Origin of the sequence: Enterobacter cloacae complex sp. ECNIH7 (genome assembly GCF_002208095.1) — a bacterium.
GTDB classification, from domain to species: Bacteria; Pseudomonadota; Gammaproteobacteria; order Enterobacterales; family Enterobacteriaceae; genus Enterobacter; species Enterobacter cloacae_M.
This window is the reverse complement of record NZ_CP017990.1, coordinates 154456-181439: the sequence shown is the minus strand read 5'-3', so window position 1 is coordinate 181439 and position 26984 is coordinate 154456. Positions and strand designations below refer to the sequence as shown.

Genomic DNA, 26984 nt, shown 5'->3' with positions numbered 1-26984 from the left:
TTATGTCATCCGATTTCAAGATCAAAGTTCAAAGCTTTGGTCGTTTCCTCAGCAACATGGTGATGCCAAATATCGGCGCGTTTATCGCGTGGGGTATCATCACTGCATTGTTCATTCCGACAGGGTGGTTGCCTAACGAAACGCTGGCGAAACTTGTTGGCCCAATGATTACCTATCTCCTGCCGCTGCTCATCGGTTTCACCGGTGGTCGTCTGGTGGGCGGTGACCGTGGTGGCGTAGTGGGCGCTATCACGACCATGGGTGTTATCGTCGGTGCGGATATGCCGATGTTCCTCGGAGCAATGATTGCCGGTCCTCTGGGCGGCTGGGCGATTAAGAAATTCGACGTCTGGGTTGATGGTAAGATCAAATCCGGCTTCGAAATGCTGGTGAACAACTTCTCTGCGGGCATCATCGGGATGATCCTCGCGATTCTGGCGTTCCTCGGCATTGGCCCTGCGGTTGAAGTGCTGTCCAAAATTCTGGCGGCAGGCGTTAACTTCATGGTTGCGCACGACATGCTGCCGCTGGCGTCTATCTTCGTAGAACCGGCGAAAATCCTGTTCCTCAACAACGCTATCAACCACGGCATCTTCTCGCCGCTGGGTATTCAGCAGTCTCACGATCTCGGCAAGTCTATCTTCTTCCTGATTGAAGCCAACCCGGGTCCGGGTATGGGCGTACTGCTGGCGTACATGTTCTTTGGTCGCGGCAGCGCTAAGCAGTCTGCTGGCGGTGCGGCAATCATCCACTTCCTGGGCGGTATCCACGAAATTTACTTCCCGTACGTGCTGATGAACCCACGTCTGATCCTGGCCGTTATCCTTGGCGGTATGACCGGCGTGTTCACCCTGAGCGTGCTGGGCGGCGGTCTGGTGTCTCCAGCCTCTCCGGGTTCTATCCTGGCGGTGCTGGCGATGACGCCAAAAGGGGCGTACTTCGCGAACATCGCGGCCATCTGTGCGGCAATGGCGGTCTCATTCGTGGTCTCTTCTATCCTGCTGAAAACCAGCAAAGTGAAAGAAGACGACGATATTGAAGCGGCGACCCGTCGTATGCACGACATGAAAGCCGAATCCAAAGGCGCGACCCCGCTGGCGGCTGGTGATGTCTCTAACGACCTGAGCCACGTGCGTAAAATCATCGTTGCCTGTGACGCCGGTATGGGTTCCAGCGCAATGGGTGCAGGCGTGCTGCGTAAGAAAGTGCAGGATGCGGGCCTGACCAACATCTCCGTCACCAACAGCGCCATTAACAGCCTGCCGCCGGACGTTGACCTGGTCATCACGCACCGCGACCTGACTGAACGCGCCATGCGCCAGGTACCGCAGGCACAGCACATTTCGCTGACTAACTTCCTCGACAGCGGCCTGTACACCAGCCTGACCGAACGTCTGGTTGCGGCGCAGCGTCACGAAGACAACGAAGTGAAAGTGCGCTCAAGCCTGCAGGACAGCTTTGACGAGAGCAACGCCCACCTGTTCAAACTGGGTGCGGAAAACATCTTCCTCGGTCGCACAGCGGCAACCAAAGAAGAAGCGATTCGCTTTGCCGGCGAGCAGCTGGTGAAAGGAGGCTACGTTCAGCCTGAATATGTTGACGCGATGCTGGAACGCGAAAAACTGACGCCAACCTACCTGGGCGAATCCATCGCGGTGCCGCACGGTACGGTTGAAGCGAAAGATCGCGTCCTGAAAACCGGCGTCGTATTCTGTCAGTATCCGCAGGGCGTGCGCTTCGGTGAAGAAGAAGACGACATCGCCCGTCTGGTGATTGGTATCGCCGCTCGCAACAACGAGCACATTCAGGTGATTACCAGCCTGACCAACGCGCTGGACGATGAGTCTGTCATTGCGCGTCTGGCGAGCACTACCAGCGTGGAAGAAGTCCTGGCACTTCTTAACAAATAAGTCCTCTTCCCTCTCCCCTCTGGGGAGAGGGCTAGGGTGAGGGGAAACGTTCCTCACCCCAGCCCTCTCGGGTAAAAACATTGATGAAGGTTAAATCTATGAAAGCATTACATTTTGGCGCAGGTAACATCGGTCGTGGTTTTATCGGTAAACTGCTGGCAGACGCGGGCATTACGCTGACATTCGCCGATGTGAATCAGGTGGTCCTGGATGCCCTGAATGCGCGTCATAGCTATCAGGTCCATGTAGTCGGTGAAAACGAGCAGGTTGAGACGGTATCCGGCGTCAACGCGGTCAGCAGCATCGGGGAAGACGTTATCGACCTGATCGCCAGCGTCGATCTGGTCACCACGGCCGTGGGTCCGGTCGTTCTTGAGCGTATCGCCCCTGCGGTTGCGAAAGGCCTGGCAAAACGTAAAGCGCAGGGCATCGACACCCCGCTGAACATCATCGCCTGTGAAAACATGGTGCGCGGCACCACGCAGCTGAAAGGCCACGTGCTCAACGCTGTAGCAGATGAAGACAAAGCCTGGGTTGAAGCGCACGTCGGGTTTGTGGATTCCGCCGTGGACCGCATCGTTCCGCCGTCTGAATCCGCCACCAACGACCCGTTGGAAGTGACTGTGGAAACCTTCAGCGAGTGGATCGTTGATAAAACCCAGTTTAAAGGCGCCCTGCCGACCATTCCGGGAATGGAATTAACCGATAACCTGATGGCATTTGTCGAACGCAAACTCTTCACGCTGAACACCGGGCATGCTATAACCGCGTACCTCGGAAAATTGGCCGGTCATCAGACCATTCGTGATGCGATCCTCGATGAGAAGATCCGCGCGGTGGTAAAAGGGGCAATGGAAGAGAGCGGCGCGGTGCTGATCAAACGCTACGGTTTTGATGCTGATAAACACGCAGCATACATCCAGAAAATCCTCGGTCGCTTTGAAAATCCGTATCTGAAAGATGACGTTGAACGCGTGGGCCGTCAGCCTCTGCGCAAACTGAGCGCGGGCGACCGTCTGATTAAGCCGCTGCTGGGCACGCTGGAATACGGCCTGCCGCACGCCAACCTGGTGAAAGGGATTGCCGCCGCGATGCACTACCGCAGCGAGCAGGACCCACAGGCGCAGGAACTGGCTCAGCTGATTGATGACAAAGGCGCGCAGGCTGCGCTGGCGCAGATTTCCGGTCTGGACGCCAACAGCGACGTGGTTGTGGAGGCGGTTAACGCATACAACGCAACCAAATGATGCACAGTGCGGCGCAGGTTAACCTGCGCCCAAATAATAGATTGTCAGATATGCAGGCAATAATGGAACAAACCCAGGCCTTTGAAAATCGTGTGCTTGAGCGTCTGAATGCTGGCAAAACCGTACGAAGCTTCCTGATTGCCGCCGTCGAGCTGTTAACCGAGGCGGTGAATATCCTGGTGCTTCAGGTGTTTCGCAAAGACGACTACGCGGTAAAGTATGCTGTAGAACCGTTACTGGACGGAGACGGACCGCTGGGCGATCTATCCGTGCGTCTGAAGCTGATTTATGGTCTTGGCGTGCTCAACCGACAAGAGTATGAAGATGCGGAGCTGTTAATGGCGCTGCGCGAAGAACTCAATCATGACGGTAACGAGTACACCTTTACCGATGATGAGATCCTGGGGCCCTTCGGCGAGCTGCACTGCGTCACCGCGCTGCCCCCTGCTCCCCATTTTGATAACAGCGACCCTGAGCTCTACGCGATGCAAAAGCTGCGTTATCAACAGGTTGTCCGTTCCACGATGGTTCTCTCCCTGACTGAGCTGATTTCCCGAATCAGCTTAAAAAAAGCGTTTCAGAAGTAAGCCTGCTCACATTGGTGTATCCTTCCCTGTAAATTCCCCGTTTTCAGAGTTATTTGTCATGAAAGAAGTCGAAAAGAACGAAATTAAACGCCTGAGCGACCGCCTGGATCTGATCCGCCATCAGATGGCTGGCCTGTCACTGGTCGATTCCGCCGAGAAGTACGCCGAGCTGGAAAAAGAAGCCGCCACGCTGGAAAAAGAAATCGAGCGCCTGCGCGAAGTGAAAGGCCAGAAGCTGAGCAAAGAAGCGCAGAAGCTGATGAACATGCCGCACCGCCGCGCGATCACCAAAAAAGAACAGGCCGACATGGGCAAGCTGAAGAAAAGCGTCCGCGGTCTGGTGGTGGTACACCCGATGACCGAGCTTGGCCGCGAAATGGGCCTGAAAGAGATGACGGGTTTTTGTAAGACCGCGTTCTGATACTTCCCCCTCACCCTAACCCTCTCCCAAAAGGGGCGAGGGGACTGTACGGTGCGGTTTTCTCCCTCTCCCCATGGGAGAGGGACGGGGTGAGGGCATCAGGCCCCACCCCGCTTCAAATTGGCCCAACCAATCCCCCTTTTCTTTCTTCCCCGGTTCACAATTCCATTATTTCCGCTCACAAACTCATTGCTTGACCATAACATTTGGTTAACCATTCATTGTCATTAACCCTACAACACAACATTGGCAGGACCACTTTTACACAACCTGTGACGCAGAGTTGAGCGGAGACTCACCCGCAGCGCAGGCTGTCTGGTCCCCAGGAGACCTGCATGAGCCTCTGGCAACAAAACTACGACCCAGCCGGTAATATCTGGCTGTCGAGCCTGATCGCATCGCTTCCGATCCTGTTCTTCTTCTTTGCGCTGATTAAGCTCAAGCTGAAGGGCTACCTCGCCGCGACGTATACCGTTGCTATCGCCCTGATGGTAGCGCTGTTCTTCTATAAAATGCCGGTCGATCGCGCGCTGGCCTCCGTCGTCTACGGTTTCTTCTACGGCCTGTGGCCGATTGCGTGGATCATCATCGCGGCGGTGTTTGTCTATAAAATCTCGGTGAAAACCGGGCAGTTCGACATAATCCGTTCGTCGATTCTTTCCATCACGCCGGACCAGCGCCTGCAGATGCTGATTGTCGGCTTCTCCTTCGGGGCGTTTCTGGAAGGCGCGGCAGGCTTTGGCGCACCGGTGGCGATCACAGCCGCGCTGCTGGTGGGTCTGGGCTTTAACCCGCTCTATGCCGCGGGCCTGTGCCTGATTGTGAACACCGCGCCGGTTGCGTTTGGCGCGATGGGCATTCCGATTCTGGTGGCCGGACAGGTCACCGGGCTGGACAGCTTCGAGATCGGCCAGATGGTTGGCCGCCAGCTGCCCTTCCTGACCATTATCGTCCTGTTCTGGATCATGGCGATTATGGACGGCTGGCGCGGCGTGAAGGAGACCTGGCCTGCGGTGATGGTGGCGGGCGGTTCGTTCGCTATCGCTCAATACCTCAGCTCGAACTTCCTCGGCCCGGAGCTGCCGGACATCATCTCTTCGCTGGTGTCGCTGGTCTGTCTGACGCTGTTCCTTAAACGCTGGCAGCCGGTGCGTATTTTCCGCTTCGCCGACATGGGCGCTTCGCAGGTTGATCAAACCCTGGCACGTACGGGCTATACGGCAGGACAGGTGATCCGCGCCTGGTCGCCGTTCCTGTTCCTGACCGCAACGGTCACCCTGTGGAGCATCCCGCCGTTTAAAGCCCTGTTTGCCCCGGGCGGGGCGCTGTACGACATGGTGATTAACATCTCCGTACCGTTCCTCGACAAGATGGTCGCCCGTATGCCGCCGGTGGTGCACGCTGCCACGCCGTATGCCGCGGTCTATAAATTCGACTGGTTCTCCGCCACCGGTACCGCCATCCTGTTTGCCGCTATTCTTTCCGTAGTATGGCTGCGCATGAAGCCTGCGGCCGCGGTGCAGACCTTTGCCGCGACCGTTAAAGAGCTGATGCTGCCGATTTACTCCATCGGCATGGTGCTGGCGTTCGCGTTTATCTCGAACTACTCCGGCCTGTCATCGACGCTGGCGCTGGCGCTGGCCCATACCAGCCACGCCTTCACCTTCTTCTCGCCGTTCCTCGGCTGGCTGGGGGTGTTCCTGACCGGTTCCGATACCTCGTCTAACGCCCTGTTCGCCGCGCTGCAGGCAACGGCAGCCCAGCAGATTGGCGTGTCGGACGTCCTGCTGGTGGCCGCGAATACCACCGGCGGCGTGACCGGAAAAATGATCTCTCCACAATCCATCGCCATTGCCTGTGCGGCGGTGGGACTGGTCGGTAAAGAGTCGGATCTGTTCCGCTTTACCGTGAAACACAGCCTGATATTCACCTGCATGGTGGGGGTAATCACCACCCTGCAGGCCTATGTCTTAACCTGGATGATCCCATGATAGTAATGCCCAGACGCCTGTCCGACGAGATTGCCTCTCGCGTGCGGGCGCTGATTGAAGAACAACAGCTGGAAGCGGGCATGAAGTTGCCCGCCGAACGCCAGCTCGCCGCCCAGCTTGGCGTGTCGCGCAATTCTCTGCGTGAGGCGCTGGCGACGCTGGTTAGCGAAGGGGTGCTGGTGAGCCGTCGCGGCGGCGGCACCTTTGTACGCTGGCAGCATGACGACTGGTCCGAGCAAAACATCGTGCAGCCGCTGAAGACGCTGATGGAGAACGACCCGGACTACAGCTTCGACATCCTTGAAGCGCGTCACGCTATCGAAACCAGTACCGCCTGGCACGCGGCCATGCGGGCAACCGACGCCGACAAAGAGAAACTCATCGCCTGCTTTGAGGCCACGCAGAGCAGCGACCCGGATATCGCCTCCCAGGCGGACGTCCGTTTTCACCTGGCGATTGCCGAGGCGTCGCACAACGTGGTGCTGCTTCAGACCATGCGAGGGTTCTTCGACCTGCTGCAATCCTCCGTGAAGCAGAGCCGCCAGCGCATGTATCTGGTTCCGCCAGTGTTTGCCCGGCTAACCGAACAGCACGAGGCGGTGCTCAACGCCATTCTGGCCGGTGATGCCGAGGCCGCGCGCAAAGCGATGATGGCGCATCTCGGCTTCGTGCACACCACCATTAAACGATTCGATGAAGACCAGGCCCGACAGGCGCGTATTACCCGTCTGCCTGGCGACAGTGATATTTCCAGGGAGAACAAAGCATGATTATTTCAGCAGCCAGTGACTATCGCGCCGCGGCGCAGCGCATTTTGCCCCCGTTCCTGTTCCACTATATCGACGGCGGGGCGTATGCCGAATACACCCTGCGCCGCAACGTGGAAGATCTGTCGGAGGTGGCTCTGCGCCAGCGCGTGCTGAAGAATATGTCTGACCTGAGCCTTGAGACAAAGCTGTTCAACGAAACGCTCTCCATGCCGGTGGCGCTCGCGCCTGTAGGCCTGTGCGGCATGTATGCCCGCCGTGGCGAAGTGCAGGCGGCCGCGGCGGCGGATGCCAAAGGCATTCCGTTTACCCTCTCCACCGTGTCCGTCTGCCCGATTGAAGAGGTCGCCCCGACCATCAAGCGCCCGATGTGGTTCCAGCTGTACGTCCTGCGCGATCGCGGCTTTATGCGCAACGCGCTCGAGCGCGCCAAAGCGGCGGGCTGCACCACGCTGGTCTTTACCGTCGATATGCCGACCCCCGGGGCGCGCTATCGTGATGCCCACTCCGGCATGAGCGGCCCGAATGCTGCGTTACGCCGCTACTGGCAGGCCATGACCCATCCGCAGTGGGCGTGGGATGTCGGCCTGAACGGTCGTCCGCACGATCTCGGGAATATCTCGGCATACCTCGGTAAACCGACCGGGCTGGAGGATTACATCGGCTGGCTGGCGAACAACTTCGATCCGTCGATCTCGTGGAAAGACCTGGAGTGGATCCGCGAGTTCTGGGACGGCCCGATGGTGATCAAAGGGATCCTCGATCCGGAAGATGCCCGCGACGCGGTACGCTTTGGCGCAGACGGGATTGTGGTCTCTAACCACGGCGGACGCCAGCTTGACGGGGTGCTCTCTTCCGCACGCGCCCTGCCGGCCATCGCCGATGCGGTGAAAGGCGATATTGCGATCCTGGCCGACAGCGGCATCCGCAACGGGCTGGACGTGGTGCGCATGATTGCGCTGGGCGCCGACAGCGTGCTGCTGGGACGCGCGTATCTGTATGCGCTGGCGACGGCGGGCCAGGCAGGGGTGGCGAATCTGCTCAACCTGATCGACAAAGAGATGAAGGTGGCGATGACGCTGACAGGAGCGAAAACAATCGGTGAAATCAGCAGAGATTCTCTGGTGCAGGAGTTAAGCAAATTACCGGCGGCGCTGGCGCCACTTGCTCAGGGAAACGCGGCGTAAATTCTCCTCCGTTAATACACCTTTCTCACGCGCCCGATTTCCCCCTCGGGCGCTTTTTTACGCCAAAAATAACATCCAGATAACATATTGGATAAGAAAATTTGACATCCACCCGCAGTCCGCAATTGTATAGACAAGCAAATACAAGAACACAAAAACAACATCAGATCGGAGTGGAGCGTATGGCGTATTCAGGTAAGGTGGATATTCAGCAGGTGATCGATGAGAGTCCCTTTTCAGGGTTTCACTGGCTGCTCATTGTACTGGGCTTTCTGGTTCTGGCGATCGATGGTTTTGATACGGCAGCGATGGGCTACATTGCACCCACGCTGTCGGCAGAATGGGGAATACACAAACAGGATCTGGGGCCGGTGCTGAGCGCAGCGCTGCTGGGGCTGTCGCTGGGCGCGCTGGTTGCCGGTCCGGTATCGGACCGGATGGGGCGCAAGCGCGTGCTGGTCTTTTCGTGCCTGTTCTTCGGCCTTGCGAGCCTGGGGACGGCCTGGGCGCAAAGTCTGAATACCCTGACGCTGTGGCGCTTTCTGACTGGACTGGGCCTCGGCGCCGCAATGCCTAACGCCATCACGCTGATCTCCGAGTTTGCCCCCCAGCGCTGTCGCGCCATGGCGATCAATACCATGTACTGCGGCTTCCCTCTGGGCGCGGCGGGCGGCGGCGCGATCTCTTCCTGGCTTATCCCCCACCACGGCTGGCGAAGCGTGCTGCTGACCGGGGCGATTGCGCCGCTGGTTTTAACGCTGCTGCTGGCGCTGTTTTTACCGGAGTCCGTGAAGTTTCTGGTGCAGCGCGGGAAAGACGTCATGCAGGTCCGCCGCATCGCCAGCCGGTTTGCCCGCAGCACGCTGGATAGCGTCACGGGCTTTTTCCTGGCGGAGGAGAAAGTCGCCTCTAAAAAAGGGAGCGTGTCGCAACTGTTTTCCATGCCCTGGCTGCCCGGCACCCTGATGCTGTGGGTGACCTACTTTATGGGGCTGGTCATTTACTACGTTCTGCTAAGCTGGATGCCAACGCTGATGCAGGGGATGGGCTATGCCCTGGCGGAATCTGCCTGGCTCACCTCGTTGTTCACCTTCGGCGGCACCGCAGGCATTCTGCTCGCGGGCTGGATGATGGACCGCTGGGAAGCGCACAGGGTGGTCGCGTGTGGTTTCGTGCTGACAATGGGCCTCATCCTTTTGCTTGGCATTGAGCATAACCATATCGCCCTGTTTGGCGGGCTGATTTTCCTGATGGGGATCGCGATGAACGGCGCGCAATCGGGCATGCAAACCCTGGCCGCCACCTTTTACCCTACCGAGTGCCGCGCGACGGGCATCGCCTGGATGCAGGGGATCGGCCGCTTTGGCGGCGTGGCGGGAACCATGACCAGCGCCCAGCTTCTCTCTATGCAGTGGCAGGCAGACAGTATTTTAATGATCCTCAGCGTGCCCGCTCTGGTAGCCGCTGCGGCAACCGTCTACAAAATGCTGTACGGCCGCTCGCAGGAACCCGGCGTCGCGTAGTTCCTCTCTTTTCTGCTATTCTGCCCCCGCAATTAAGGGGGCAGCATGCTTAACATCGTTTTATTCGAACCAGAAATTCCGCCGAATACCGGCAATATTATCCGCCTGTGTGCCAACACCGGTTTTCGTCTGCATATCATTGAGCCGATGGGCTTTACGTGGGACGACAAACGTCTGCGTCGCGCAGGGCTGGATTATCATGAATTTACCGCCGTCGTTCGCCATCACGATTACGCCGCGTTTCTGGAAGCAGAGAAGCCGCAGCGCATGTTCGCCCTGACTACCAAAGGCACGCCAGCGCATAGCGCCGTGAGCTATCAGGCAGGTGACTATCTGATGTTTGGCCCGGAAACCCGCGGCCTGCCGGCCACGATCCTGGATGCCCTGCCCGCCGAGCAGAAAATCCGTATTCCGATGATGCCGGACAGCCGCAGCATGAACCTGTCGAATGCGGTGTCGGTGGTGGTGTATGAAGCCTGGCGCCAGCTGGGGTATCCGGGCGCCATTCTCAGAAGTTAAATGCCGTCACCATACTCGAACGTATGGTGAATGCCGTTGAAGTGCTGATCCATGTCCATGGACGGCTTATCGCTGTCTGGTTTACCGACGATGCGCGCCGGTACGCCAGCGGCGGTGGTATGCGGCGGCACGGGCTGGAGCACTACGGAGCCTGCGCCGATCTTCGCACCGCGCCCGACTTCGATATTGCCAAGGATTTTGGCACCCGCGCCAATCATCACCCCTTCACGGATTTTCGGGTGGCGATCGCCGCTGGTTTTACCGGTACCGCCCAGGGTAACCGACTGCAGGATCGAGACGTCATCTTCAATGACCGCCGTTTCCCCGACGACAATCCCGGTGGCGTGGTCGAGCATGATCCCGCGGCCAATTTTCGCAGCCGGGTGAATATCGACCTGGAACGTCACGGAAACCTGGTTTTGCAGGAAGATCGCCAGCGCGCGGCGGCCTTCATTCCACAGCCAGTGGCCGATGCGGTAAGCCTGCAGGGCGTGGAAGCCTTTCAGGTACAGCAGCGGCGTAGAATATTTATCGACCGCCGGATCACGCGTGCGCACGGCCTGAATATCGCAGGCGGCAGAGGCGATCATTTCCGGGTCTGCGGCGTACGCCTCTTCCACCACTTCACGAATAGCGATAGCGGGCATGATCGAGGAAGCCAGCTTGTTGGCGAGCATATAGCTCAGCGCGCTGCCGAGGTTTTCGTGCTTAAGTAGCGTCGCGTGGTAGAAACTGGCCAGCATAGGCTCGCAGTCGGCCAGCGCCCGAGCTTCGGCTTTAATATTGTTCCAGACGATATCCAGTTCTTCACACGGCATTGCTTACTCCAGACGATAGTTAATGACCAGCCAGTTCTGCGCTGGCTGGGTCATTCAGGTGACAACGGTTCCGACTAGTTACTGCTGCGCTCGTCCTTGCGCGCACGACCTAATAAGGTCAATGCTGCCTCGCGCGCATTTTTTCCGCAATACAATACCTGATAAATTTCCTCGGTTATTGGCATTTCGACACCGAAACGGTGCGCCAACTCGCGGACTTCCCTGGTATTGCGGTAGCCTTCAACCACCTGACCAATCTTCTCCTGCGCGCCTTTAACATCGCTGCCCTGTCCGAGCATCATGCCAAAACGACGGTTACGAGACTGGTTATCGGTACAGGTCAGCACCAGGTCGCCCAGGCCAGCCATTCCCATAAAGGTGGCCGGATCGGCACCCAGCGCTTCGCCCAGGCGGGACATTTCGGTCAGTCCTCGGGTGATCAGCGCCGTACGCGCATTGGCACCAAAACCAATGCCGTCTGACATCCCGGCACCAATCGCAATCACGTTCTTCACCGCACCGCCCAGCTGCACGCCGATAAAATCGGGGTTGCTGTAGACGCGGAAGCTCTTGCCGCAGTGCAGCAGCTGTTGAAGATCGTCGGAGAAGGCCTGATCGGTGGAGGCCAGCGAAATCGCCGTCGGCAGGCCAGCGGCCAGCTCTTTGGCAAAGGTCGGGCCGGAGATGACCGCCAGCGGGATCTCATCACCCAGCGCTTCGCGGGCAACGTCCTGCAGCAGGCGTCCGGTTTCGGCTTCCAGTCCTTTAGTCGCCCAGACAATGCGCGCATCCGGGCGCATCAGCGGCTTAATCTGACGGAGCACGTCGCCAAATACATGGCTCGGGACCACAATCAGAATGTTGCGGCTGGCCGCCAGCGCGGTCGCAAGGTCGCTTTCAAGGTGCAGGGAGTCGGGGAACGGAACGTCCGGAAGAAACGCCACGTTACAACGGTCGCGTTGCAGCGTTGCGATATGTTTTGGATCGTGGCCCCAGAGAACCACTTCGTGACCATTTCTTGCCAGCGTGATGGCAAGAGCGGTGCCGTATGAGCCGGCACCGATCACAGTCATTGACGCATTAACAGTGCTCATCAGGCATCCTGATGTTGTTCAGCACCTTCGCCAGCTTGCTGCTGCAGATAGTTCATGAACAGCGCATCAAAGTTAACTGGCGCAAGGTTCAGTTGCGGGAATGTACCGCGAGAAACCAGGCTGGTGATGCATTCACGCGCATACGGGAACAGAATGTTCGGGCAGTACGCACCCAGGCAATGCGCCATCTGGTTGCCTTCGATACCGCCGATAGAGAAGATGCCGCCCTGCTGAACTTCACACAGGAATGCGGTTTCTTCGCCCAGGGACGCGGTAACGGTCACACGCAGCACGACTTCATACACGTCATCTGCCAGCTGGGTAGATGCGGTATCCAGATCAAGTTTAACCTCTGGCTGCCAGTCTTTCTGGAAAACATGTGGCGCATTTGGCGCTTCGAAAGAGACGTCCTTGGTGTAGATACGCTGAATCTGGAAAGTCATTTCGGTGTTGTTTTGTTCTGACATGGAAATACCCTTTTTAATTGTCCTAAAGTCTCTTAGCTCAGCAGCGGATCGAGTCCACCACGGGCGTCGAGCGCATACAAGTCATCACAGCCGCCAATGTGCTGCGCATCAATAAAAATCTGCGGAACCGTCGTGCGACCACTACGTTTGATCATCTCTTCGCGTTTAATCGCGTCACCGTCGATCGGCAGTTCCTGGAACGTGACGCCTTTGCTGTTCAGCAGCGCTTTCGCACGATGACAGAACGGGCACGTCGCTTTGGTATAGATCTCAATATTGGCCATGACTGAACTCCTTATTTACCGCGTACCAAAGGAAGATTTTCCCCGCTCCAGCCGGAAATACCTTCTTTCAGCACCGTTACGTTTTCGAAGCCTGCTTTATGAAGCGCGCTGGCAGATTCCTGTGCCTGCATGCCGGTCGCATCGACAACGATAATCGGCTGGGCTTTGTGTTTCTCAAGCTCACCGACGTTGTTCGCTTTGATTTCAGCTGGCAGCAGGTTGATTGCGCCCGCAATGTGACCTTTACGGAAATCGTCACGCTGACGCAGATCGACCACGACGGCATCTTCTTTGTTGATCAGACGCGTCGCTTCACCACGGGTGATAACCTTAATTTTAGACGTCAGGCTCTTAAATGTGGTGAACAGCACAGCAGCCAGCAGGCCAATCCACGCGATGCTCAGAACCGGATGGCGGCTAACGAATTGCATAATTTCTTGCATGGAGGGTAACTACTCCCGACTAAGTGATAAAAAAAACCAGGACAGGAGTATACCTGTGCGTTCTGGCAAATACAGCCAGCGACCATAACCTAATCCATTTTCTGCGGCATGCCACCTAAAAAAATGCCTCAAAATGGTCTGATGAACATCTTGCCCCTGCGCTTTCTTTGATCTTCTGCGGCTATTTGATCGATTCAGCTGTAGTAAAATTACGCAAATTTTGACTCTTGAGCATGAGGTTGTCGCAATGTCGGTTTCTAAAAAACCTATGGTACTGGTGATTCTGGATGGCTATGGCTACCGTGAAGATAGCCAGGATAACGCTATTTTCAACGCCAAAACCCCGGTCATGGATGCCCTGTGGGCGAAACGTCCGCATACGCTGATTGACGCGTCTGGCCTGGAAGTAGGCCTGCCGGACCGCCAGATGGGCAACTCCGAAGTCGGTCACGTAAACCTGGGCGCCGGGCGTATTGTGTATCAGGATCTGACGCGTCTGGACGTTGAAATCAAAGAACGCACCTTCTTCTCCAACCCAACGCTGTCTGGCGCGGTCGATAAAGCCGTTGCCGCTGGCAAGGCCGTACACATCATGGGCCTGCTCTCTGCGGGCGGCGTTCACAGCCACGAAGATCACATCATGGCGATGGTTGAACTGGCCGCCGAGCGCGGTGCGGAAAAAATCTATCTGCACGCCTTCCTGGACGGTCGCGATACGCCACCACGCAGCGCAAAAGGCTCTCTGCAAGCCTTCGAAGAGAAGTTCGCCGCGCTGGGTAAAGGCCGCGTAGCGTCCATCATTGGCCGTTACTACGCCATGGACCGCGACAACCGCTGGGATCGCGTTGAACAGGCCTATGACCTGATGACCCTGGCAAAAGGTGAATTCCAGTTCGCGACCGCCGTTGAAGCGCTGGAAGCGGCCTATGCACGTGATGAAAACGACGAATTCGTTAAAGCGTCCGTGATCCGCGCTGAAGGCCAGGCCGACGCCGCCATGGAAGATGGTGACGCGCTGATCTTCATGAACTTCCGCGCTGACCGCGCGCGTGAAATCACCCGTGCCTTCGTCAACAGCGACTTCGACGGTTTTGCCCGTAAGAAAGTGGTAAAACTGGACTTCATCCAGCTGACTGAATACGCCGCAGACATCAAAGCGCCTTGCGCGTATCCGCCAGCATCTCTGGCAAACACCTTTGGCGAGTGGATGGCGAAGAACGACAAAACGCAGCTGCGTATTTCCGAAACTGAAAAATACGCGCACGTGACCTTCTTCTTTAACGGTGGCGTTGAAGAGCCGTTCAAAGGCGAAGACCGCACTCTGATCAACTCCCCGAAAGTCGCTACCTACGATCTGCAGCCAGAAATGAGCTCTGCAGAATTGACGGAAAAATTGGTTGCGGCCATCGAGAGCGGTAAGTACGACACCATCATCTGTAACTACCCGAACGGCGACATGGTTGGGCATACCGGAGTGATGGAAGCGGCAGTGAAAGCGGTAGAAGCGCTGGACCACTGTGTTGAGCAGGTAGCGAAAGCGGTTGAATCCGTTGGCGGCCAGCTGCTGATCACCGCTGACCACGGTAACGCTGAACAGATGCGCGACCCGGCGACCGGCCAGGCGCACACGGCCCATACCAACCTGCCTGTTCCGCTGATTTATGTGGGTGATAAATCACTGAAAGCAGTGGAAGGCGGCAAGCTTTCTGACATCGCGCCAACCATGCTGTCGCTGATGGGTATGCCGATCCCTGAAGAGATGACTGGTAAGCCGCTGTTCATCGTGGAATAATCGCTCCCCATGAGGGGAAAGGCGATTTTTTCAATCACATGGGTCGTGAAGCCGCTTAGGTTATCAGTCAGACCTCTGTTTTACGCCAGCGCACTCAGCGCTGGCGTATTGCTGTGCGCCGCATCCGCCCACGCGGATGACCGCGACCAGCTGAAATCTATTCAGGCCGATATCGCCGCCAAAGAGCGTGCGGTACGCCAGCAGCAGCAGCAGCGCTCCGCCCTGCTCGCCCAGCTTAAGCAGCAGGAAGAGGCGATCTCCGCCGCAACGCGTAAACTCCGTGAAACGCAAAACACCCTCGCCCAGTTGAATAAACAGATCGACGAGATGAACGCGTCGATTGCCAAACTCAAGCGCCAGCGCGATGCGCAGGAGCGCAATCTTGCCGCACAGCTTGATGCCGCATTCCGTCAGGGTGAACATACCGGACTCCAGCTGATCCTCAGCGGCGAAGAGAGCCAGCGCGGTCAGCGCCTGCAGGCCTACTTTGGCTATCTCAACCAGGCGCGTCAGGAGACGATCGCGCAGCTGAAGCAGACGCGCGAAGAGGTCTCAACGCAAAAAGCCGAGCTGGAAGAGAAGCAGAGCCAGCAGCAGACGTTGCTCTACGATCAGCAGGCCCAGCAGGCGAAGCTTGAGCAGGCGCGCAACGAGCGTAAGAAAACCCTTTCCGGCCTTGAATCCTCCATTCAGGAAGGTCAGAGCCAGCTCAGCGAAATGCGCGCCAACGAATCAAAACTGCGTAACAGCATCGCCCGTGCGGAAGCGGCGGCGAAAGCGCGCGCCGAAAAAGAGGCGCGCGAGGCGCAGGCCGTTCGCGACAAGCAGCAGGAAGCGTCACGCAAAGGGACCACCTACAAGCCAAGCGAGAGCGAACGTTCCCTGATGTCGCGTACCGGCGGTTTGGGCTCTCCTCGCGGTCAGGCTTTCTGGCCCGTTCGCGGTTCAATTCTGCATCGCTATGGCGAACAGCTGCAGGGTGAGCTACGTTGGAAAGGGATCGTTATCGGTGCGTCTGAAGGTAGCGAAGTGAAAGCCATCGCCGATGGCCGCGTAATTCTGGCCGACTGGCTGCAAGGTTACGGGCTGGTGGTGGTGGTCGAACACGGTAAAGGCGACATGAGCCTTTACGGCTACAACCAGAGCGCGCTGGTCAGCGTTGGCACGCAGGTGCGCGCAGGCCAACCCATCGCCCTTGTGGGCAGCAGTGGCGGTCAGGGCCGCCCGTCACTCTATTTCGAAATTCGTCGCCAGGGTCAGGCGGTCAATCCACAGCCGTGGTTGGGAAGATAAGTTTTGCTTCAATTTCGTCGAATGGTTTTCTCCGTCGTCAGCGCGTTGGCGCTGGCTGCACCGGTATACGCAGGTAAACTCGCTATCGTGATTGATGACTTCGGTTATCGTCCACACTATGAAAATCAGGTGCTGGCGATGCCGTCGGCCATCTCTGTCGCCGTTCTTCCAAATGCGCCCCACGCGCGCGAAATGGCGATCAAAGCCCACAGCAGCGGTCATCAGGTGCTGATCCACCTGCCGATGGCCCCGCTCAGCAAGCAGCCGCTGGAAAAAGATACCCTGCGCCCGGATATGAGCAGCGAGGAGATCGAGCGCATCATCCGCGACGCCTACAACAAAGTGCCGTATGCCGTAGGGCTGAACAACCATATGGGCAGCGCGATGACATCAAGCCTGTTCGGGATGCTCAAAGTGATGCAGGCGCTGGAGCGTTACAACCTCTACTTCCTCGACAGCATGACCATCGGCAACAGCCAGGCAATGCGTGCCGCTCAGGGAACGGGCGTAAAGGTGATTAAGCGCAAGGTGTTCCTGGATGATACCCAGAACGAAGCCGATATTCGCATGCAGTTTAATCGCGCGGTACAGCTGGCCCGCCGCAATGGCTCAGCCATCGCCATCGGTCACCCTCACCCGTCTACTGTCCGCGTCCTGCAGCAGATGCTGCCGACCTTGCCTGACGATATCACGCTGGTGCGTCCGAGCGATCTGCTGAACGAGCCGCAGGTGGATACCTCTAAACCAAATTCTGCGCAGCCTGTCCCGACAGCGCCGCGCAATCCGTTCCGCGGCGTGAAGCGCTGTGTACCTAAGCAACCGCTTGAGCCGGTCTATGCAACCCGCTTCTTCTCCGTCATCGGAGACAGCATCAGTAACAGTACGCTGGTGAATTACGTCCAGCAGCAGTGGCAGGGATGGGGTAAGAAAGCCTGACGCTTATTTCGCAATCTGAGAGTCCGTCTGCTCGTTAGCAACGGGCTCTTTTTTTTCCTGATGCTGATACCAGGATTTGAAATACTTCAAAAAGCTATAGGCTGTGGCGTACAGTCCCGTCGCCACCCCCACTTTGCCCTTACGCCAGGCGCCGCTAAACAGATACCATTTGAAAAAAGCCCCGATGGCGCTGATTACGCCGCGCCCGATAGAGGGCCGTATTTTTTGATGTTGAACCAGGCGGGTTGTATAACAATTTAATTTGTTAAAAAGCTCATGCAGCGTGGGAAACGTATCATGTTTTACATAACCCGGAATACGTTCACAACGGAGAAAACCTTCGACCTGATCGTCTACCGGTCGGTTATTAAACCGGGACTGGTTACGGTTAAAAAGTCGCACAGGATAATCAGGGGATGAAACAGGATAAATCGTCCGGACTTCCTCACCCAGAACAAACCAGTGGCGGCATATTTGCCATGCCATTCCCGGGTCTGGCTCATCACCTGCTTTTAACGTTAAAACGGCATTAACCGTTTCCTGATCAAGAATTTCGTCGCTGTCGATGCACAGGACCCAGTCATGGCTGGCTAAGGATATGGCATAGTTCATCTGCTCGCCATGCCAGCCAAATTTTTTATAGACGGGTTGAAGGCCAAAGCTTTCACAAATATATCGTGTTTTGTCCGTACTGCCAGAATCGACTACGACAATTTCATCCGCTATTTTCAAAAGAGGCGGGATAACATCGTGCAATAATCTTTCAGAATTAAACGTTAATAAGCAGACCGTTATTTTAAACATTTCCCCACTCTCAATAGCAGTCTAAATTAATATTATTAATACTATATAAATGAGTAGAGACGATTAAAGTCCTGAATCACACTTTTCAAATAAGCACGCTTGAAATTTTGTCTAATCCTGAAGCGCAATAAAATAGAAAAATCTATTTTATTTCAACAGATTCTTTATAATGCAGTCAGTTGAAGGGTAGCACACGGATTCAGACATGCCGCACAAAAGTAAAATTCTCCTCCTGGATACGGGTAAAGAATGGGGGGGAGGCACCAACAGTATGCTTGAGCTCCTGAAGCGAATCAATCGCGATAAATTCGATATTACCTGTTGTTTTTACAGTGATTATAGTCGTGCTGAAGGTGAGACGATTGGCCAGGTGCTCAACGGCATCGGGATCCCACTCATCGTTATCCCTCAACGCCAGCAGCCGGTCTGGGCCAAATTGCTGAAGGAAGCGGGACGTAGCCTGCTGTTTTTCTCACGCGGCGCCCGCAAGGCATTTACACGTCATGTGGATATCATGTGGCGCATCAGGCCTAACGTCAGCAAAATCGAAACCCTTTTCAAGCAGGGCGGTTTCGATACGCTCTATATGAATAACCAGCCGGGCTCAAATGAGGAAGGCTATCTCGCGGCGGCAAAGCTGCAGGCGCGGTTGATTCAGCACTGCCGCATTGAGCCTGTTTTAACCCCGCCGCTGGTAAAGCTGGTTAATGCCCATGCCACAAAAATCATCGCCGTCTCGCACGGCGTTGAACGCGTGTTGCTTGAGCATGGCGTCCGGCCCGAACTGTGTACGACGGTCAATAATGCCATCGACATCCACCAGCCTTTACCTGACCGACGCGCGATGCGCCAGCGCCTGAACATCGATGACGACACGTTTGTGTTCGGCAGTATTGGGTCGTTAATCCCTCGCAAAGCCAACCACCACACGCTGGATGCGCTGGCACAGTTCAGCCAGAAGCATCCCGAGGCGAAATGGAAAATGGTGCTGGTCGGAGAAGGTGGCGAACGCCGCGCTTTAGCGGAACAGGCCCGAGCGCTGGGAATTGTACACAACGTCATCTTCACCGGTTTTCAGAATACCCCCTTTGATTACCTCGCTACGTTTGACGCCTTTATTCTGGCCTCAAAAAGCGAGGGGCTGCCGCGCGTGGTGCTGGAAGCGATGCTTCTCAATATCCCCGTGATTGGCTCTCAGGTGACCGGCACGGCGGAATTGATTGATCATGATTCGACAGGGCTGCTCTTCCCCTGGAGCGATGTTTCACAGCTTGCACAGCATCTGGACAATATCTGGTCAGATGCGGACCTGCGGGCTCGACTGGCTGCGGCTGCATACCAGAACGTCTGTCATACCTATGCCATCGAAAACTATGTCAGCGGTGTCGAAGCCGTGCTTGGCGCGCACTAACCAAACGAGATAACTATGTTTAAATTTCTTAATGCTCGCTATCGTCATATCACCGGGCGACACAACATTCCTTACAGCTCTCTGCCCGTGACGGGCGCGCTTGCTGCGGTGGATTCTATTGTGATTCCGTGTACCGGCGCAGATTTCGTCGCAGAAGCATTACTCTCTGCCACCTTCGCGGAACGCTATGCCACCGGGGTGAGCGAAATCGTCATCGTCAGCGATCAGCCTGAATCCGCCTTTGGGGTACTGCCGCCGAAAACACGCGTAGTGACGCTTAACCTTCCGGTTCGTGAGGAAGGTTACCGCTATAAGCAGATCTACCTCAGCCGTCTGGTGAAGCTTAACGCCCCGCTGCAGGCGCGCGGTGAAGGCGTATTGATGATCGATTCCGATCTCAACCTGCTGAAAATGCCCGAGATCAACATGGCCGATATGCACATCTACTCCAGCTTCCGTCAGGGCAAAATGATTGCCAAGCTGGACGGTGCGCCAGCGGAGAAAGTGCCGGCGTATTACAAAGAGACGGTGCGCCCGTATCTGGTCGATCACGTTAACGGCGCGTTTCTTGCGGCAACTAAAAAAACCTGGCGCCGTATCTGCCCGCTGTGGCTGACGCTGTTCCAGGATACCTGGGAGCTGATGGACGACACGCAGCCGCCGACCGATCAGCTGCCGCTCGCCGCGCTGCTGGACATGCTGGATCTAAAAACGGTTAACCTGGGTGACTGGATGAACTGGCCGGTCTCGAAGAAAATCGGCGGTCAGGAAGCCGTTGTACCGAAAGAGGTGATTGGCGCACACGGCGGTTTCCCTCTCTCCGAATGGCAGAAGTATCTTGAATCGCCGGATAACAAACTGTTGTTCAAAGGTCAGGACTACACCCGCAAGGTGCGTTACCTGACGGACGAAGAGAAAAAGAATCAGTAAAAAAGGGGCCTGAGGCCCCTTTTTGATTACTTATCCCAGCTCAGGATCACTTTTCCTGACTGGCCGGAACGCATCGCGTCGAAGCCCTGCTGGAACTCATCGATGGAGAAGCGGTGAGTAATAATCGGGGACAGATCCAGACCGGACTGGATCAGCGCCGCCATCTTGTACCAGGTCTCGAACATCTCGCGGCCATAGATGCCCTTGATGAACAGCCCCTTGAAGATGACTTTGTTCCAGTCGATAGACATATCTGACGGCGGAATGCCCAGCATCGCGATACGTCCACCGTGGTTCATGGTGTCGAGCATGGTGCGGAACGCCGGTGGCGCACCGGACATCTCCAGACCCACGTCAAAGCCTTCGGTCATGCCCAGCTCTTCCATCACGTCGGTCAGGCTCTCTTTCGAGACATCTACCGCGCGGGTGACGCCCATTTTGCGTGCCAGCGACAGACGGTATTCGTTCACGTCGGTGATCACAACGTTGCGCGCACCCACGTGCTTCGCCACCGCAGCCGCCATAATGCCGATTGGGCCCGCGCCGGAGACCAGCACGTCTTCACCGACCAGGTCGAAGGAGAGCGCCGTGTGCACCGCGTTGCCGAACGGGTCGAAGATGGAGGCCAGATCGTCAGAGATATTGTCCGGGATTTTGAAGGCGTTAAAGGCCGGGATCACCAGGTATTCCGCGAAGCAGCCCGGACGGTTTACGCCCACGCCAATGGTATTACGGCACAGGTGCGTACGCCCGCCGCGGCAGTTACGGCAGTGGCCGCAGGTAATATGGCCTTCACCGGAGACGCGATCGCCAATTTGGAAGCCTTTCACTTCCTGGCCGATACCCACCACTTCACCAACATATTCGTGACCGACAACCATCGGTACCGGAATGGTTTTCTGCGACCACTGGTCCCAGTTGTAGATGTGAACGTCAGTACCGCAGATGGCGGTTTTACGAATTTTGATCAGCAGATCGTTATGACCGACTTCCGGCTCCGGCACGTCGGTCATCCAAATCCCTTCTTCCGCTTTCAGTTTGGATAACGCTTTCATCACACGTCCTCAGGCAATTACGCCCAGCTGTTTGCCGATGCGGCTAAAGGCTTCTACCGCACGTTCAATTTGTTCAGGCGTATGCGCCGCAGACATCTGGGTGCGGATACGCGCCTGACCTTTTGGCACCACCGGGAAGAAGAACCCGGTGACGTAAATCCCTTCTTTCTGCAGCTCGCGAGCAAATTGCTGCGCGACGACCGCATCACCCAGCATCACCGGAATGATCGCGTGGTCAGCACCGGCCAGGGTAAACCCTGCGGCGCTCATTTTTTCACGGAACAGACGGGCGTTGGACCACAGGCGGTCGCGCAGCTCAGCGCCGGACTCCACCATCTCCAGCACTTTGATGGAGGCAGCAACAATGGCCGGCGCCAGGGAGTTGGAGAACAGATACGGGCGGGAGCGCTGGCGTAGCCACTCGACCACCTCTTTACGCGCGGCGGTATAGCCGCCGGACGCGCCGCCGAGCGCTTTGCCCAGCGTACCGGTGATGATGTCCACGCGGCCCATCACGTCACAGTATTCGTGGGAACCGCGGCCGTTTTCGCCGACAAAACCGACCGCGTGAGAGTCATCGACCATCACCAGCGCGTCGTATTTATCAGCCAGGTCGCACACGCCCTTCAGGTTGGCGATCACGCCGTCCATGGAGAACACGCCGTCGGTGGCGATCAGCACGTGGCGAGCGCCAGCTTCACGCGCCTCTTTCAGGCGCGCTTCCAGCTCGACCATGTCGTTGTTGGCGTAGCGGAAACGCTTCGCTTTGCACAGGCGTACGCCGTCGATGATGGAGGCGTGGTTCAGGGCGTCGGAGATAATTGCATCTTCTGCGCCAAGCAGGGTCTCAAACAGACCGCCGTTGGCGTCGAAGCAGGAGGAGTACAGAATCGCGTCTTCCATTCCGAGGAAGCTCGCCAGCTTTTGCTCAAGCTGCTTGTGGCTGTCCTGCGTACCGCAGATAAAGCGTACGGAGGCCATGCCGAAACCGTGGGTGTCCATGCCGTTTTTTGCAGCGGCAATCAGCTCAGGGTGATTCGCAAGACCTAAATAGTTGTTCGCACAAAAGTTGATCACATGGCTGCCGTCGGCAACGGTGATGTCCGCCTGCTGGGCAGACGTGATAATACGCTCTTCCTTGAACAACCCTTCCGCACGTGCGGTGTCGAGGTCGCTGTTTAACTGTTTGTAAAAATCACCACGCATTGCAATTCTCCAGACTCGGCAAATTTCGGGACATATTACCCAAACCTATAGTTCATGACGAGATGACACGTCATCTCTTGTCGTTTTTGCAGCATAAATCACGCGTACCCCTGCGCTGTGAAGGTGAATGGCTGAAGGGCAGCCATACTAATGATATGATAGAGACATTAGCGTCCGGGATTGTCCCCGGGCTCCACACTTCAAAGGTTACAGTTATGATCATCGTTACCGGCGGCGCGGGCTTTATCGGCAGCAATATTGTTAAGGCTCTCAATGACAAAGGCATCACCGACATCCTGGTGGTTGACAACCTGAAAGACGGCACCAAGTTCGTCAACCTGGTGGATCTGAACATCGCTGACTACATGGATAAAGAAGACTTCCTTATCCAGATTATGGCAGGCGAAGAGTTCGGTGAGATCGAAGCCATCTTCCACGAAGGTGCGTGCTCTTCCACCACCGAGTGGGACGGCAAGTACATGATGGACAATAACTATCAGTACTCCAAAGAGATCCTGCATTACTGCCTGGAGCGTGAAATTCCGTTCCTGTATGCCTCTTCTGCGGCCACTTACGGCGGGCGCACCTCGGACTTCATCGAGTCCCGTGAATATGAGCAGCCGCTGAACGTCTACGGCTACTCCAAATTCCTGTTCGACGAGTACGTGCGTCAGGTGCTGCCAGAAGCGAACTCGCAGATCGTCGGCTTCCGCTACTTCAACGTCTACGGACCGCGCGAAGGCCACAAAGGCAGCATGGCGAGCGTGGCGTTCCACCTGAACACCCAGCTGAATAACGGCGAAAGCCCGAAACTGTTCGAAGGCAGCGATGGCTTTAAGCGCGACTTCGTTTACGTGGGCGACGTTGCCGCAGTGAACCTGTGGTTCTGGGAAAACGGCGTATCCGGCATCTTCAACCTGGGTACAGGCCGCGCGGAGTCCTTCCAGGCAGTGGCTGACGCAACGCTGGCGTATCACAAAAAAGGCAGCATCGAGTACATTCCGTTCCCTGACAAGCTGAAAGGCCGTTATCAGGCGTTCACCCAGGCCGATCTGACCAACCTGCGCGCCGCAGGCTACGACAAGCCGTTCAAGACCGTTGCCGAAGGCGTAACGGAATATATGGCCTGGCTGAACCGCGACGCGTAAGTATGAAGATTCTGGTGATCGGCCCGTCATGGGTGGGCGACATGATGATGTCGCAAAGTCTCTATCGCACGCTCAAGGCGCGTTATCCCCAGGCGATAATCGACGTGATGGCACCCGCGTGGTGCCGTCCGCTGTTGTCGCGTATGCCGGAAGTGAACGAGGCGATCCCGATGCCGCTTGGCCACGGGGCGCTGGAAATTGGCGAACGCCGTAAACTCGGCCATAGCCTGCGCGAGAAGCGCTACGATCGGGCGTATGTCCTGCCAAACTCCTTCAAATCCGCCCTGGTGCCCTTTTTTGCGGGTATTCCACATCGCACCGGCTGGCGCGGTGAAATGCGCTACGGCCTGCTGAACGATGCGCGGGTGCTGGATAAAGAGGCCTGGCCGCTGATGGTGGAGCGCTATGTGGCGCTGGCCTACGACAAAGGCGTGATGCGCAGTGCGAAAGATCTGCCGCAGCCTCTGCTATGGCCACAGCTTCAGGTCAACGACGGTGAAAAATCCCAGACCTGTAATGCGTTTGGCCTTTCGTCTGAACGCCCGATGATTGGCTTCTGCCCCGGCGCCGAGTTCGGCCCGGCAAAACGCTGGCCGCACTACCACTATGCGGAGCTGGCGAAACAGCTGATTGACGAAGGCTACCAGATTGTCCTGTTCGGTTCGGCAAAGGACCACGAGGCAGGCAACGAAATTCTCGCGACGCTCAGTAATGAACAGCAGGCCTGGTGCCGCAACCTGGCGGGAGAAACGCAGCTTGAACAGGCGGTTATTCTGATCGCCGCCTGTAAGGCTGTGGTCAGCAACGATTCGGGCCTGATGCACGTCGCTGCCGCGCTCAACCGCCCGCTGGTGGCGCTGTATGGCCCAAGTAGCCCGGACTTCACGCCCCCGCTTTCTCATAAAGCGCGCGTCATCCGCCTGATCACGGGCTACCATAAAGTTCGCAAGGGCGATGCCGCAGAAGGCTACCATCAGAGCCTGATCGACATTACGCCAGAGCGCGTTCTCGAAGAGCTTAACGAACTGCTGTTGAGTGAAGAAGGATAACGAATGCGGGTACTGATCGTTAAAACTTCTTCGATGGGCGATGTGCTGCATACGCTCCCGTCACTGACGGACGCCATGCGGGCCGTTCCCGGCATTCGTTTTGACTGGGTGGTGGAAGAAGGCTTCGCGCAGATCCCCACCTGGCATGAAGCGGTTGACCGCGTGATACCGGTGGCGATTCGCCGCTGGCGCAAAGCGTGGTTCTCCGCGCCGATTAAAGCCGAACGCAAGGCCTTCCGTGAGGCGGTGCAGGTACAGCATTATGACGCTATCATCGACGCCCAGGGGCTGGTGAAAAGCGCCGCGCTGGTGACGCGTCTGGCACATGGCGTAAAGCACGGTATGGACTGGCACACCGCCCGCGAACCGCTGGCGAGCCTGTTCTATAACCGCCGCCACCACATCGCAAAGCAACAGCATGCCGTCGAACGTACCCGCGAGCTGTTTGCAAAAAGCCTGGGCTACGCGAAACCGGAAACCCAGGGCGACTACGCCATTGCGCAGCACTTTTTGCGCAATACAGATCCCTGTGCTCAGCCTTATCTTGTCTTCCTGCATGCCACAACGCGCGACGATAAACACTGGCCGGAATCGCACTGGCGAAGCCTGATTGAACTAACGCAACCCACCGGCATCCATATTAAACTCCCGTGGGGTGCCGAACATGAGCGGCAGCGTGCAGAGCGTCTGGCAGACGGCTTTTCACACGTCGAGGTATTGCCAAAACTCACGCTGGCACAGGTTGCAGCGCAGCTGGCGGGAGCGAATGCTGTTGTTTCCGTTGATACAGGTTTAAGCCATTTAACCGCGGCGCTGGATCGTCCGAATATTACGATTTTTGGTCCGACCGATCCTGGATTGATCGGGGGTTACGGCAAAAACCAGCATCAGATGGTCAGCCCGACCCAGCAAACGAAGGATATCAGCGCAGATGCTATTTTTTCATTTTTACAGGGCAGCCGTTGGCTTTCCAACAGGGATATCTAACGCATGAGTTACGTATTTCTGCTGATTTTACTCTTTCCGGTGAAGCTTATCCGGAAGCTGTTCCGCAAAGAGACGGGTAAAAATCTGGTCATTCAGACAGCAAAAATCGGCGATTTTGTTAATGCAACGCCCCTTCTGGCGTACCTGCAAAAAAGCGACGTGCTCATCAGCCGTAGCGTAGGTGCGCTGGCGAAGCATGATGAGACGATCGACAAGATTTTTTTTATCGAGCAGCATAAGCGTAACCTGTGGCGAAAGCTGGTCTTTGCCTGCCGGATCATGAACCGCTATGACAATGTCTATCTCCTGCAACCCAACAGCGTGAACCTCTTTTTCGCCTCCGTATGTAACGCTAAAAACAAACAGTTTTTAAGCACTTACACGCGCAGATGGTATCACGGCATTTTCTATGCAACGGCAGACGGTACTGTTGAACACGGTAAGAAGACGCTTTCGGTCACGAACTATCTCAGGCTGGCCGATCGCGCCTTATCCTGGCAAGACTCGCCAAAACACGCCACAAAACCCCTTTTCAAACCCGCGACCTATCCGGCAATCCTCGACAAACCCGGCGTGATCCGCATTGGCATCAGCGTAGCCGCCGGGAATAAAGCGAAAACCGTTCCGCCGGTCATCTGGAAGCAAATTGCCGATCGTCTCGTCGACCTGCCCTGCGAGTTTTATGTCTTTGGCGCGCCGAATGAACAATCGTGGATGGATGATATCACCCGCGCTTATGGTGAACTGCCCAACTTTATTAATCTGATTGGCAAAATCTCGCTTGAAGAGCTGCCGTGGGCCATTTCTAAAATGGATTGCTATATCGCGTCTGACTCGGGGAATGTCTACATTGCCGATGCTGTCGGCGTGCCGGTAATCTTACTGTTTGGGCCTTGTTGCCACTATGAACAGCGTCCGCTGGGCAACGTATTGCTAATTGGTAATGATGACAATATTTGCTCATATGTTTTTGAAACACGATATTACTTCTCACAGGGCCGGGAAGAACTCTTCGCTGTAACAGACGAATCGCTGCGTGAACTTAAACATTTCATCTGTGAGCTACCAACAATTAACGCAACCGCATACTCCTTTGATGCTCAGGGAAACTAATT

The 26984-nt window shown here is 56.4% G+C and carries 26 protein-coding genes; 18 read left to right on the top strand and 8 right to left on the bottom strand.

Features of this window, described 5'->3' with window-relative positions:
• Positions 1-2: 2 nt before the first annotated feature.
• From WM95_RS00900 to trmL, 9 genes are all read left to right on the top strand, one after another.
• Positions 3-1910, top strand: a complete 1908-nt coding sequence (locus WM95_RS00900) for a PTS mannitol transporter subunit IICBA (RefSeq protein WP_023309922.1) — start codon at positions 3-5, stop codon at positions 1908-1910.
• A gap of 98 nt (positions 1911-2008) precedes the next feature.
• Positions 2009-3157: a mannitol-1-phosphate 5-dehydrogenase gene (gene mtlD / locus WM95_RS00895; protein ID WP_023309921.1), complete on the top strand. Its 1149-nt coding sequence runs from the start codon at positions 2009-2011 to the stop codon at positions 3155-3157.
• Positions 3154-3744 carry a mannitol operon repressor MtlR gene (gene mtlR, locus WM95_RS00890; RefSeq protein WP_023309920.1) on the top strand — a complete coding sequence of 197 codons (591 nt, stop codon included), beginning with the start codon at positions 3154-3156 and terminating at the stop codon, positions 3742-3744. The genes mtlD and mtlR overlap by 4 nt, the downstream gene beginning before the upstream one ends.
• 58 nt (positions 3745-3802) lie before the next feature.
• Positions 3803-4165, top strand: coding sequence for a YibL family ribosome-associated protein (locus WM95_RS00885; RefSeq protein WP_063408574.1), 363 nt, complete (start codon positions 3803-3805; stop codon positions 4163-4165).
• 335 nt (positions 4166-4500) lie between these two features.
• Complete coding sequence (gene lldP, locus WM95_RS00880) at positions 4501-6156, top strand: L-lactate permease (RefSeq protein ID WP_023309919.1); 1656 nt, start codon at positions 4501-4503, stop codon at positions 6154-6156.
• Positions 6153-6926 (top strand): transcriptional regulator LldR, encoded by a 774-nt coding sequence (gene lldR / locus WM95_RS00875; protein WP_045400284.1) that lies wholly within the window; start codon positions 6153-6155, stop codon positions 6924-6926. The genes lldP and lldR overlap by 4 nt, the downstream gene beginning before the upstream one ends.
• Positions 6923-8110, top strand: coding sequence for an FMN-dependent L-lactate dehydrogenase LldD (lldD, locus tag WM95_RS00870; protein WP_063408575.1), 1188 nt, complete (start codon positions 6923-6925; stop codon positions 8108-8110). The genes lldR and lldD overlap by 4 nt, the downstream gene beginning before the upstream one ends.
• 182 nt (positions 8111-8292) lie before the next feature.
• A complete protein-coding gene (locus WM95_RS00865) occupies positions 8293-9633 on the top strand; it encodes an MFS transporter (RefSeq protein ID WP_059445367.1) in 1341 nt (446 codons plus the stop codon).
• A gap of 45 nt (positions 9634-9678) precedes the next feature.
• Positions 9679-10152, top strand: coding sequence for a tRNA (uridine(34)/cytosine(34)/5-carboxymethylaminomethyluridine(34)-2'-O)-methyltransferase TrmL (gene trmL / locus WM95_RS00860; RefSeq protein ID WP_033147028.1), 474 nt, complete (start codon positions 9679-9681; stop codon positions 10150-10152).
• On the opposite strand, the gene cysE is transcribed toward trmL, so the two are convergent.
• The 5 genes from cysE to WM95_RS00835 form a co-directional block, all read right to left on the bottom strand.
• Positions 10149-10970, bottom strand: coding sequence for a serine O-acetyltransferase (gene cysE, locus WM95_RS00855; protein ID WP_008502718.1), 822 nt, complete (start codon positions 10968-10970; stop codon positions 10149-10151). The genes trmL and cysE overlap by 4 nt on opposite strands.
• 74 nt (positions 10971-11044) lie before the next feature.
• Positions 11045-12064 carry an NAD(P)H-dependent glycerol-3-phosphate dehydrogenase gene (gene gpsA, locus WM95_RS00850; RefSeq protein ID WP_033147029.1) on the bottom strand — a complete coding sequence of 340 codons (1020 nt, stop codon included), beginning with the start codon at positions 12062-12064 and terminating at the stop codon, positions 11045-11047.
• Entirely contained in the window at positions 12064-12531 is a 468-nt protein-coding gene (gene secB / locus WM95_RS00845; protein ID WP_003860835.1) for a protein-export chaperone SecB, read from the bottom strand. The genes gpsA and secB overlap by 1 nt, the downstream gene beginning before the upstream one ends.
• Before the next feature lie 32 nt (positions 12532-12563).
• A complete protein-coding gene (gene grxC / locus WM95_RS00840) occupies positions 12564-12815 on the bottom strand; it encodes a glutaredoxin 3 (protein WP_023309914.1) in 252 nt (83 codons plus the stop codon).
• Positions 12816-12826: 11 nt separating this feature from the next.
• A complete protein-coding gene (locus tag WM95_RS00835) occupies positions 12827-13258 on the bottom strand; it encodes a rhodanese-like domain-containing protein (RefSeq protein WP_023309913.1) in 432 nt (143 codons plus the stop codon).
• A gap of 247 nt (positions 13259-13505) precedes the next feature.
• Here WM95_RS00835 and gpmM point away from each other — a divergent pair, with 247 nt between their 5' ends.
• Genes gpmM through WM95_RS00820 form a run of 3 tightly spaced genes read left to right on the top strand, consistent with a single transcriptional unit; the run spans position 13506 to position 17279 of the window.
• Positions 13506-15050 carry a 2,3-bisphosphoglycerate-independent phosphoglycerate mutase gene (gene gpmM / locus WM95_RS00830; protein WP_023309912.1) on the top strand — a complete coding sequence of 515 codons (1545 nt, stop codon included), beginning with the start codon at positions 13506-13508 and terminating at the stop codon, positions 15048-15050.
• A gap of 33 nt (positions 15051-15083) precedes the next feature.
• Positions 15084-16343, top strand: coding sequence for a murein hydrolase activator EnvC (envC, locus tag WM95_RS00825; RefSeq protein WP_236901075.1), 1260 nt, complete (start codon positions 15084-15086; stop codon positions 16341-16343).
• A 3-nt stretch (positions 16344-16346) separates the two neighbouring features.
• Entirely contained in the window at positions 16347-17279 is a 933-nt protein-coding gene (locus WM95_RS00820; RefSeq protein WP_063408576.1) for a divergent polysaccharide deacetylase family protein, read from the top strand.
• 3 nt (positions 17280-17282) lie between these two features.
• Here WM95_RS00820 and WM95_RS00815 read toward each other — a convergent pair whose 3' ends face one another.
• A complete protein-coding gene (locus WM95_RS00815; RefSeq protein ID WP_045400302.1) occupies positions 17283-18083 on the bottom strand; it encodes a glycosyltransferase family 2 protein in 801 nt (266 codons plus the stop codon).
• A 205-nt stretch (positions 18084-18288) separates the two neighbouring features.
• Between WM95_RS00815 and WM95_RS00810 the strand changes: the two genes are divergently transcribed.
• Together WM95_RS00810 and WM95_RS00805 are read left to right on the top strand one after the other, a co-directional pair.
• Positions 18289-19494 (top strand): glycosyltransferase, encoded by a 1206-nt coding sequence (locus WM95_RS00810; RefSeq protein WP_063408577.1) that lies wholly within the window; start codon positions 18289-18291, stop codon positions 19492-19494.
• A 15-nt stretch (positions 19495-19509) separates the two neighbouring features.
• Positions 19510-20424 carry a hypothetical protein gene (locus tag WM95_RS00805; protein ID WP_063408578.1) on the top strand — a complete coding sequence of 305 codons (915 nt, stop codon included), beginning with the start codon at positions 19510-19512 and terminating at the stop codon, positions 20422-20424.
• A 26-nt stretch (positions 20425-20450) separates the two neighbouring features.
• On the opposite strand, the gene tdh is transcribed toward WM95_RS00805, so the two are convergent.
• Together tdh and kbl are read right to left on the bottom strand one after the other, a co-directional pair.
• Complete coding sequence (tdh, locus tag WM95_RS00800) at positions 20451-21479, bottom strand: L-threonine 3-dehydrogenase (RefSeq protein ID WP_023309906.1); 1029 nt, start codon at positions 21477-21479, stop codon at positions 20451-20453.
• 9 nt (positions 21480-21488) lie between these two features.
• Positions 21489-22685: a glycine C-acetyltransferase gene (kbl, locus tag WM95_RS00795; RefSeq protein WP_063408579.1), complete on the bottom strand. Its 1197-nt coding sequence runs from the start codon at positions 22683-22685 to the stop codon at positions 21489-21491.
• 215 nt (positions 22686-22900) lie between these two features.
• Here kbl and rfaD point away from each other — a divergent pair, with 215 nt between their 5' ends.
• The 4 genes from rfaD to WM95_RS00775 are packed head-to-tail and all read left to right on the top strand — an operon-like array spanning position 22901 to position 26982.
• Entirely contained in the window at positions 22901-23833 is a 933-nt protein-coding gene (rfaD, locus tag WM95_RS00790; protein ID WP_008502707.1) for an ADP-glyceromanno-heptose 6-epimerase, read from the top strand.
• 2 nt (positions 23834-23835) lie between these two features.
• Positions 23836-24882, top strand: coding sequence for an ADP-heptose--LPS heptosyltransferase RfaF (rfaF, locus tag WM95_RS00785; RefSeq protein ID WP_032661897.1), 1047 nt, complete (start codon positions 23836-23838; stop codon positions 24880-24882).
• Positions 24883-24885: 3 nt separating this feature from the next.
• Positions 24886-25869, top strand: coding sequence for a lipopolysaccharide heptosyltransferase RfaC (rfaC, locus tag WM95_RS00780; protein WP_045354742.1), 984 nt, complete (start codon positions 24886-24888; stop codon positions 25867-25869).
• A gap of 3 nt (positions 25870-25872) precedes the next feature.
• On the top strand, positions 25873-26982 hold the full coding sequence (locus WM95_RS00775) for a glycosyltransferase family 9 protein (protein ID WP_045354740.1): 1110 nt from the start codon (positions 25873-25875) through the stop codon (positions 26980-26982).
• Positions 26983-26984 lie beyond the last annotated feature (2 nt).

Coding starts and splice junctions, on each gene's coding strand:
- WM95_RS00900 (WP_023309922.1), top strand. CDS start 3: ATGTCATCCGATTTCAAGATCAAAGTTCAAAGCTTTGGTCGTTTCCTC.
- mtlD (WP_023309921.1), top strand. CDS start 2,009: ATGAAAGCATTACATTTTGGCGCAGGTAACATCGGTCGTGGTTTTATC.
- mtlR (WP_023309920.1), top strand. CDS start 3,154: ATGATGCACAGTGCGGCGCAGGTTAACCTGCGCCCAAATAATAGATTG.
- WM95_RS00885 (WP_063408574.1), top strand. CDS start 3,803: ATGAAAGAAGTCGAAAAGAACGAAATTAAACGCCTGAGCGACCGCCTG.
- lldP (WP_023309919.1), top strand. CDS start 4,501: ATGAGCCTCTGGCAACAAAACTACGACCCAGCCGGTAATATCTGGCTG.
- lldR (WP_045400284.1), top strand. CDS start 6,153: ATGATAGTAATGCCCAGACGCCTGTCCGACGAGATTGCCTCTCGCGTG.
- lldD (WP_063408575.1), top strand. CDS start 6,923: ATGATTATTTCAGCAGCCAGTGACTATCGCGCCGCGGCGCAGCGCATT.
- WM95_RS00865 (WP_059445367.1), top strand. CDS start 8,293: ATGGCGTATTCAGGTAAGGTGGATATTCAGCAGGTGATCGATGAGAGT.
- trmL (WP_033147028.1), top strand. CDS start 9,679: ATGCTTAACATCGTTTTATTCGAACCAGAAATTCCGCCGAATACCGGC.
- cysE (WP_008502718.1), bottom strand. CDS start 10,970: ATGCCGTGTGAAGAACTGGATATCGTCTGGAACAATATTAAAGCCGAA.
- gpsA (WP_033147029.1), bottom strand. CDS start 12,064: ATGAGCACTGTTAATGCGTCAATGACTGTGATCGGTGCCGGCTCATAC.
- secB (WP_003860835.1), bottom strand. CDS start 12,531: ATGTCAGAACAAAACAACACCGAAATGACTTTCCAGATTCAGCGTATC.
- grxC (WP_023309914.1), bottom strand. CDS start 12,815: ATGGCCAATATTGAGATCTATACCAAAGCGACGTGCCCGTTCTGTCAT.
- WM95_RS00835 (WP_023309913.1), bottom strand. CDS start 13,258: ATGCAAGAAATTATGCAATTCGTTAGCCGCCATCCGGTTCTGAGCATC.
- gpmM (WP_023309912.1), top strand. CDS start 13,506: ATGTCGGTTTCTAAAAAACCTATGGTACTGGTGATTCTGGATGGCTAT.
- WM95_RS00815 (WP_045400302.1), bottom strand. CDS start 18,083: ATGTTTAAAATAACGGTCTGCTTATTAACGTTTAATTCTGAAAGATTA.
- WM95_RS00810 (WP_063408577.1), top strand. CDS start 18,289: ATGCCGCACAAAAGTAAAATTCTCCTCCTGGATACGGGTAAAGAATGG.
- WM95_RS00805 (WP_063408578.1), top strand. CDS start 19,510: ATGTTTAAATTTCTTAATGCTCGCTATCGTCATATCACCGGGCGACAC.
- tdh (WP_023309906.1), bottom strand. CDS start 21,479: ATGAAAGCGTTATCCAAACTGAAAGCGGAAGAAGGGATTTGGATGACC.
- kbl (WP_063408579.1), bottom strand. CDS start 22,685: ATGCGTGGTGATTTTTACAAACAGTTAAACAGCGACCTCGACACCGCA.
- rfaD (WP_008502707.1), top strand. CDS start 22,901: ATGATCATCGTTACCGGCGGCGCGGGCTTTATCGGCAGCAATATTGTT.
- rfaF (WP_032661897.1), top strand. CDS start 23,836: ATGAAGATTCTGGTGATCGGCCCGTCATGGGTGGGCGACATGATGATG.
- rfaC (WP_045354742.1), top strand. CDS start 24,886: ATGCGGGTACTGATCGTTAAAACTTCTTCGATGGGCGATGTGCTGCAT.
- WM95_RS00775 (WP_045354740.1), top strand. CDS start 25,873: ATGAGTTACGTATTTCTGCTGATTTTACTCTTTCCGGTGAAGCTTATC.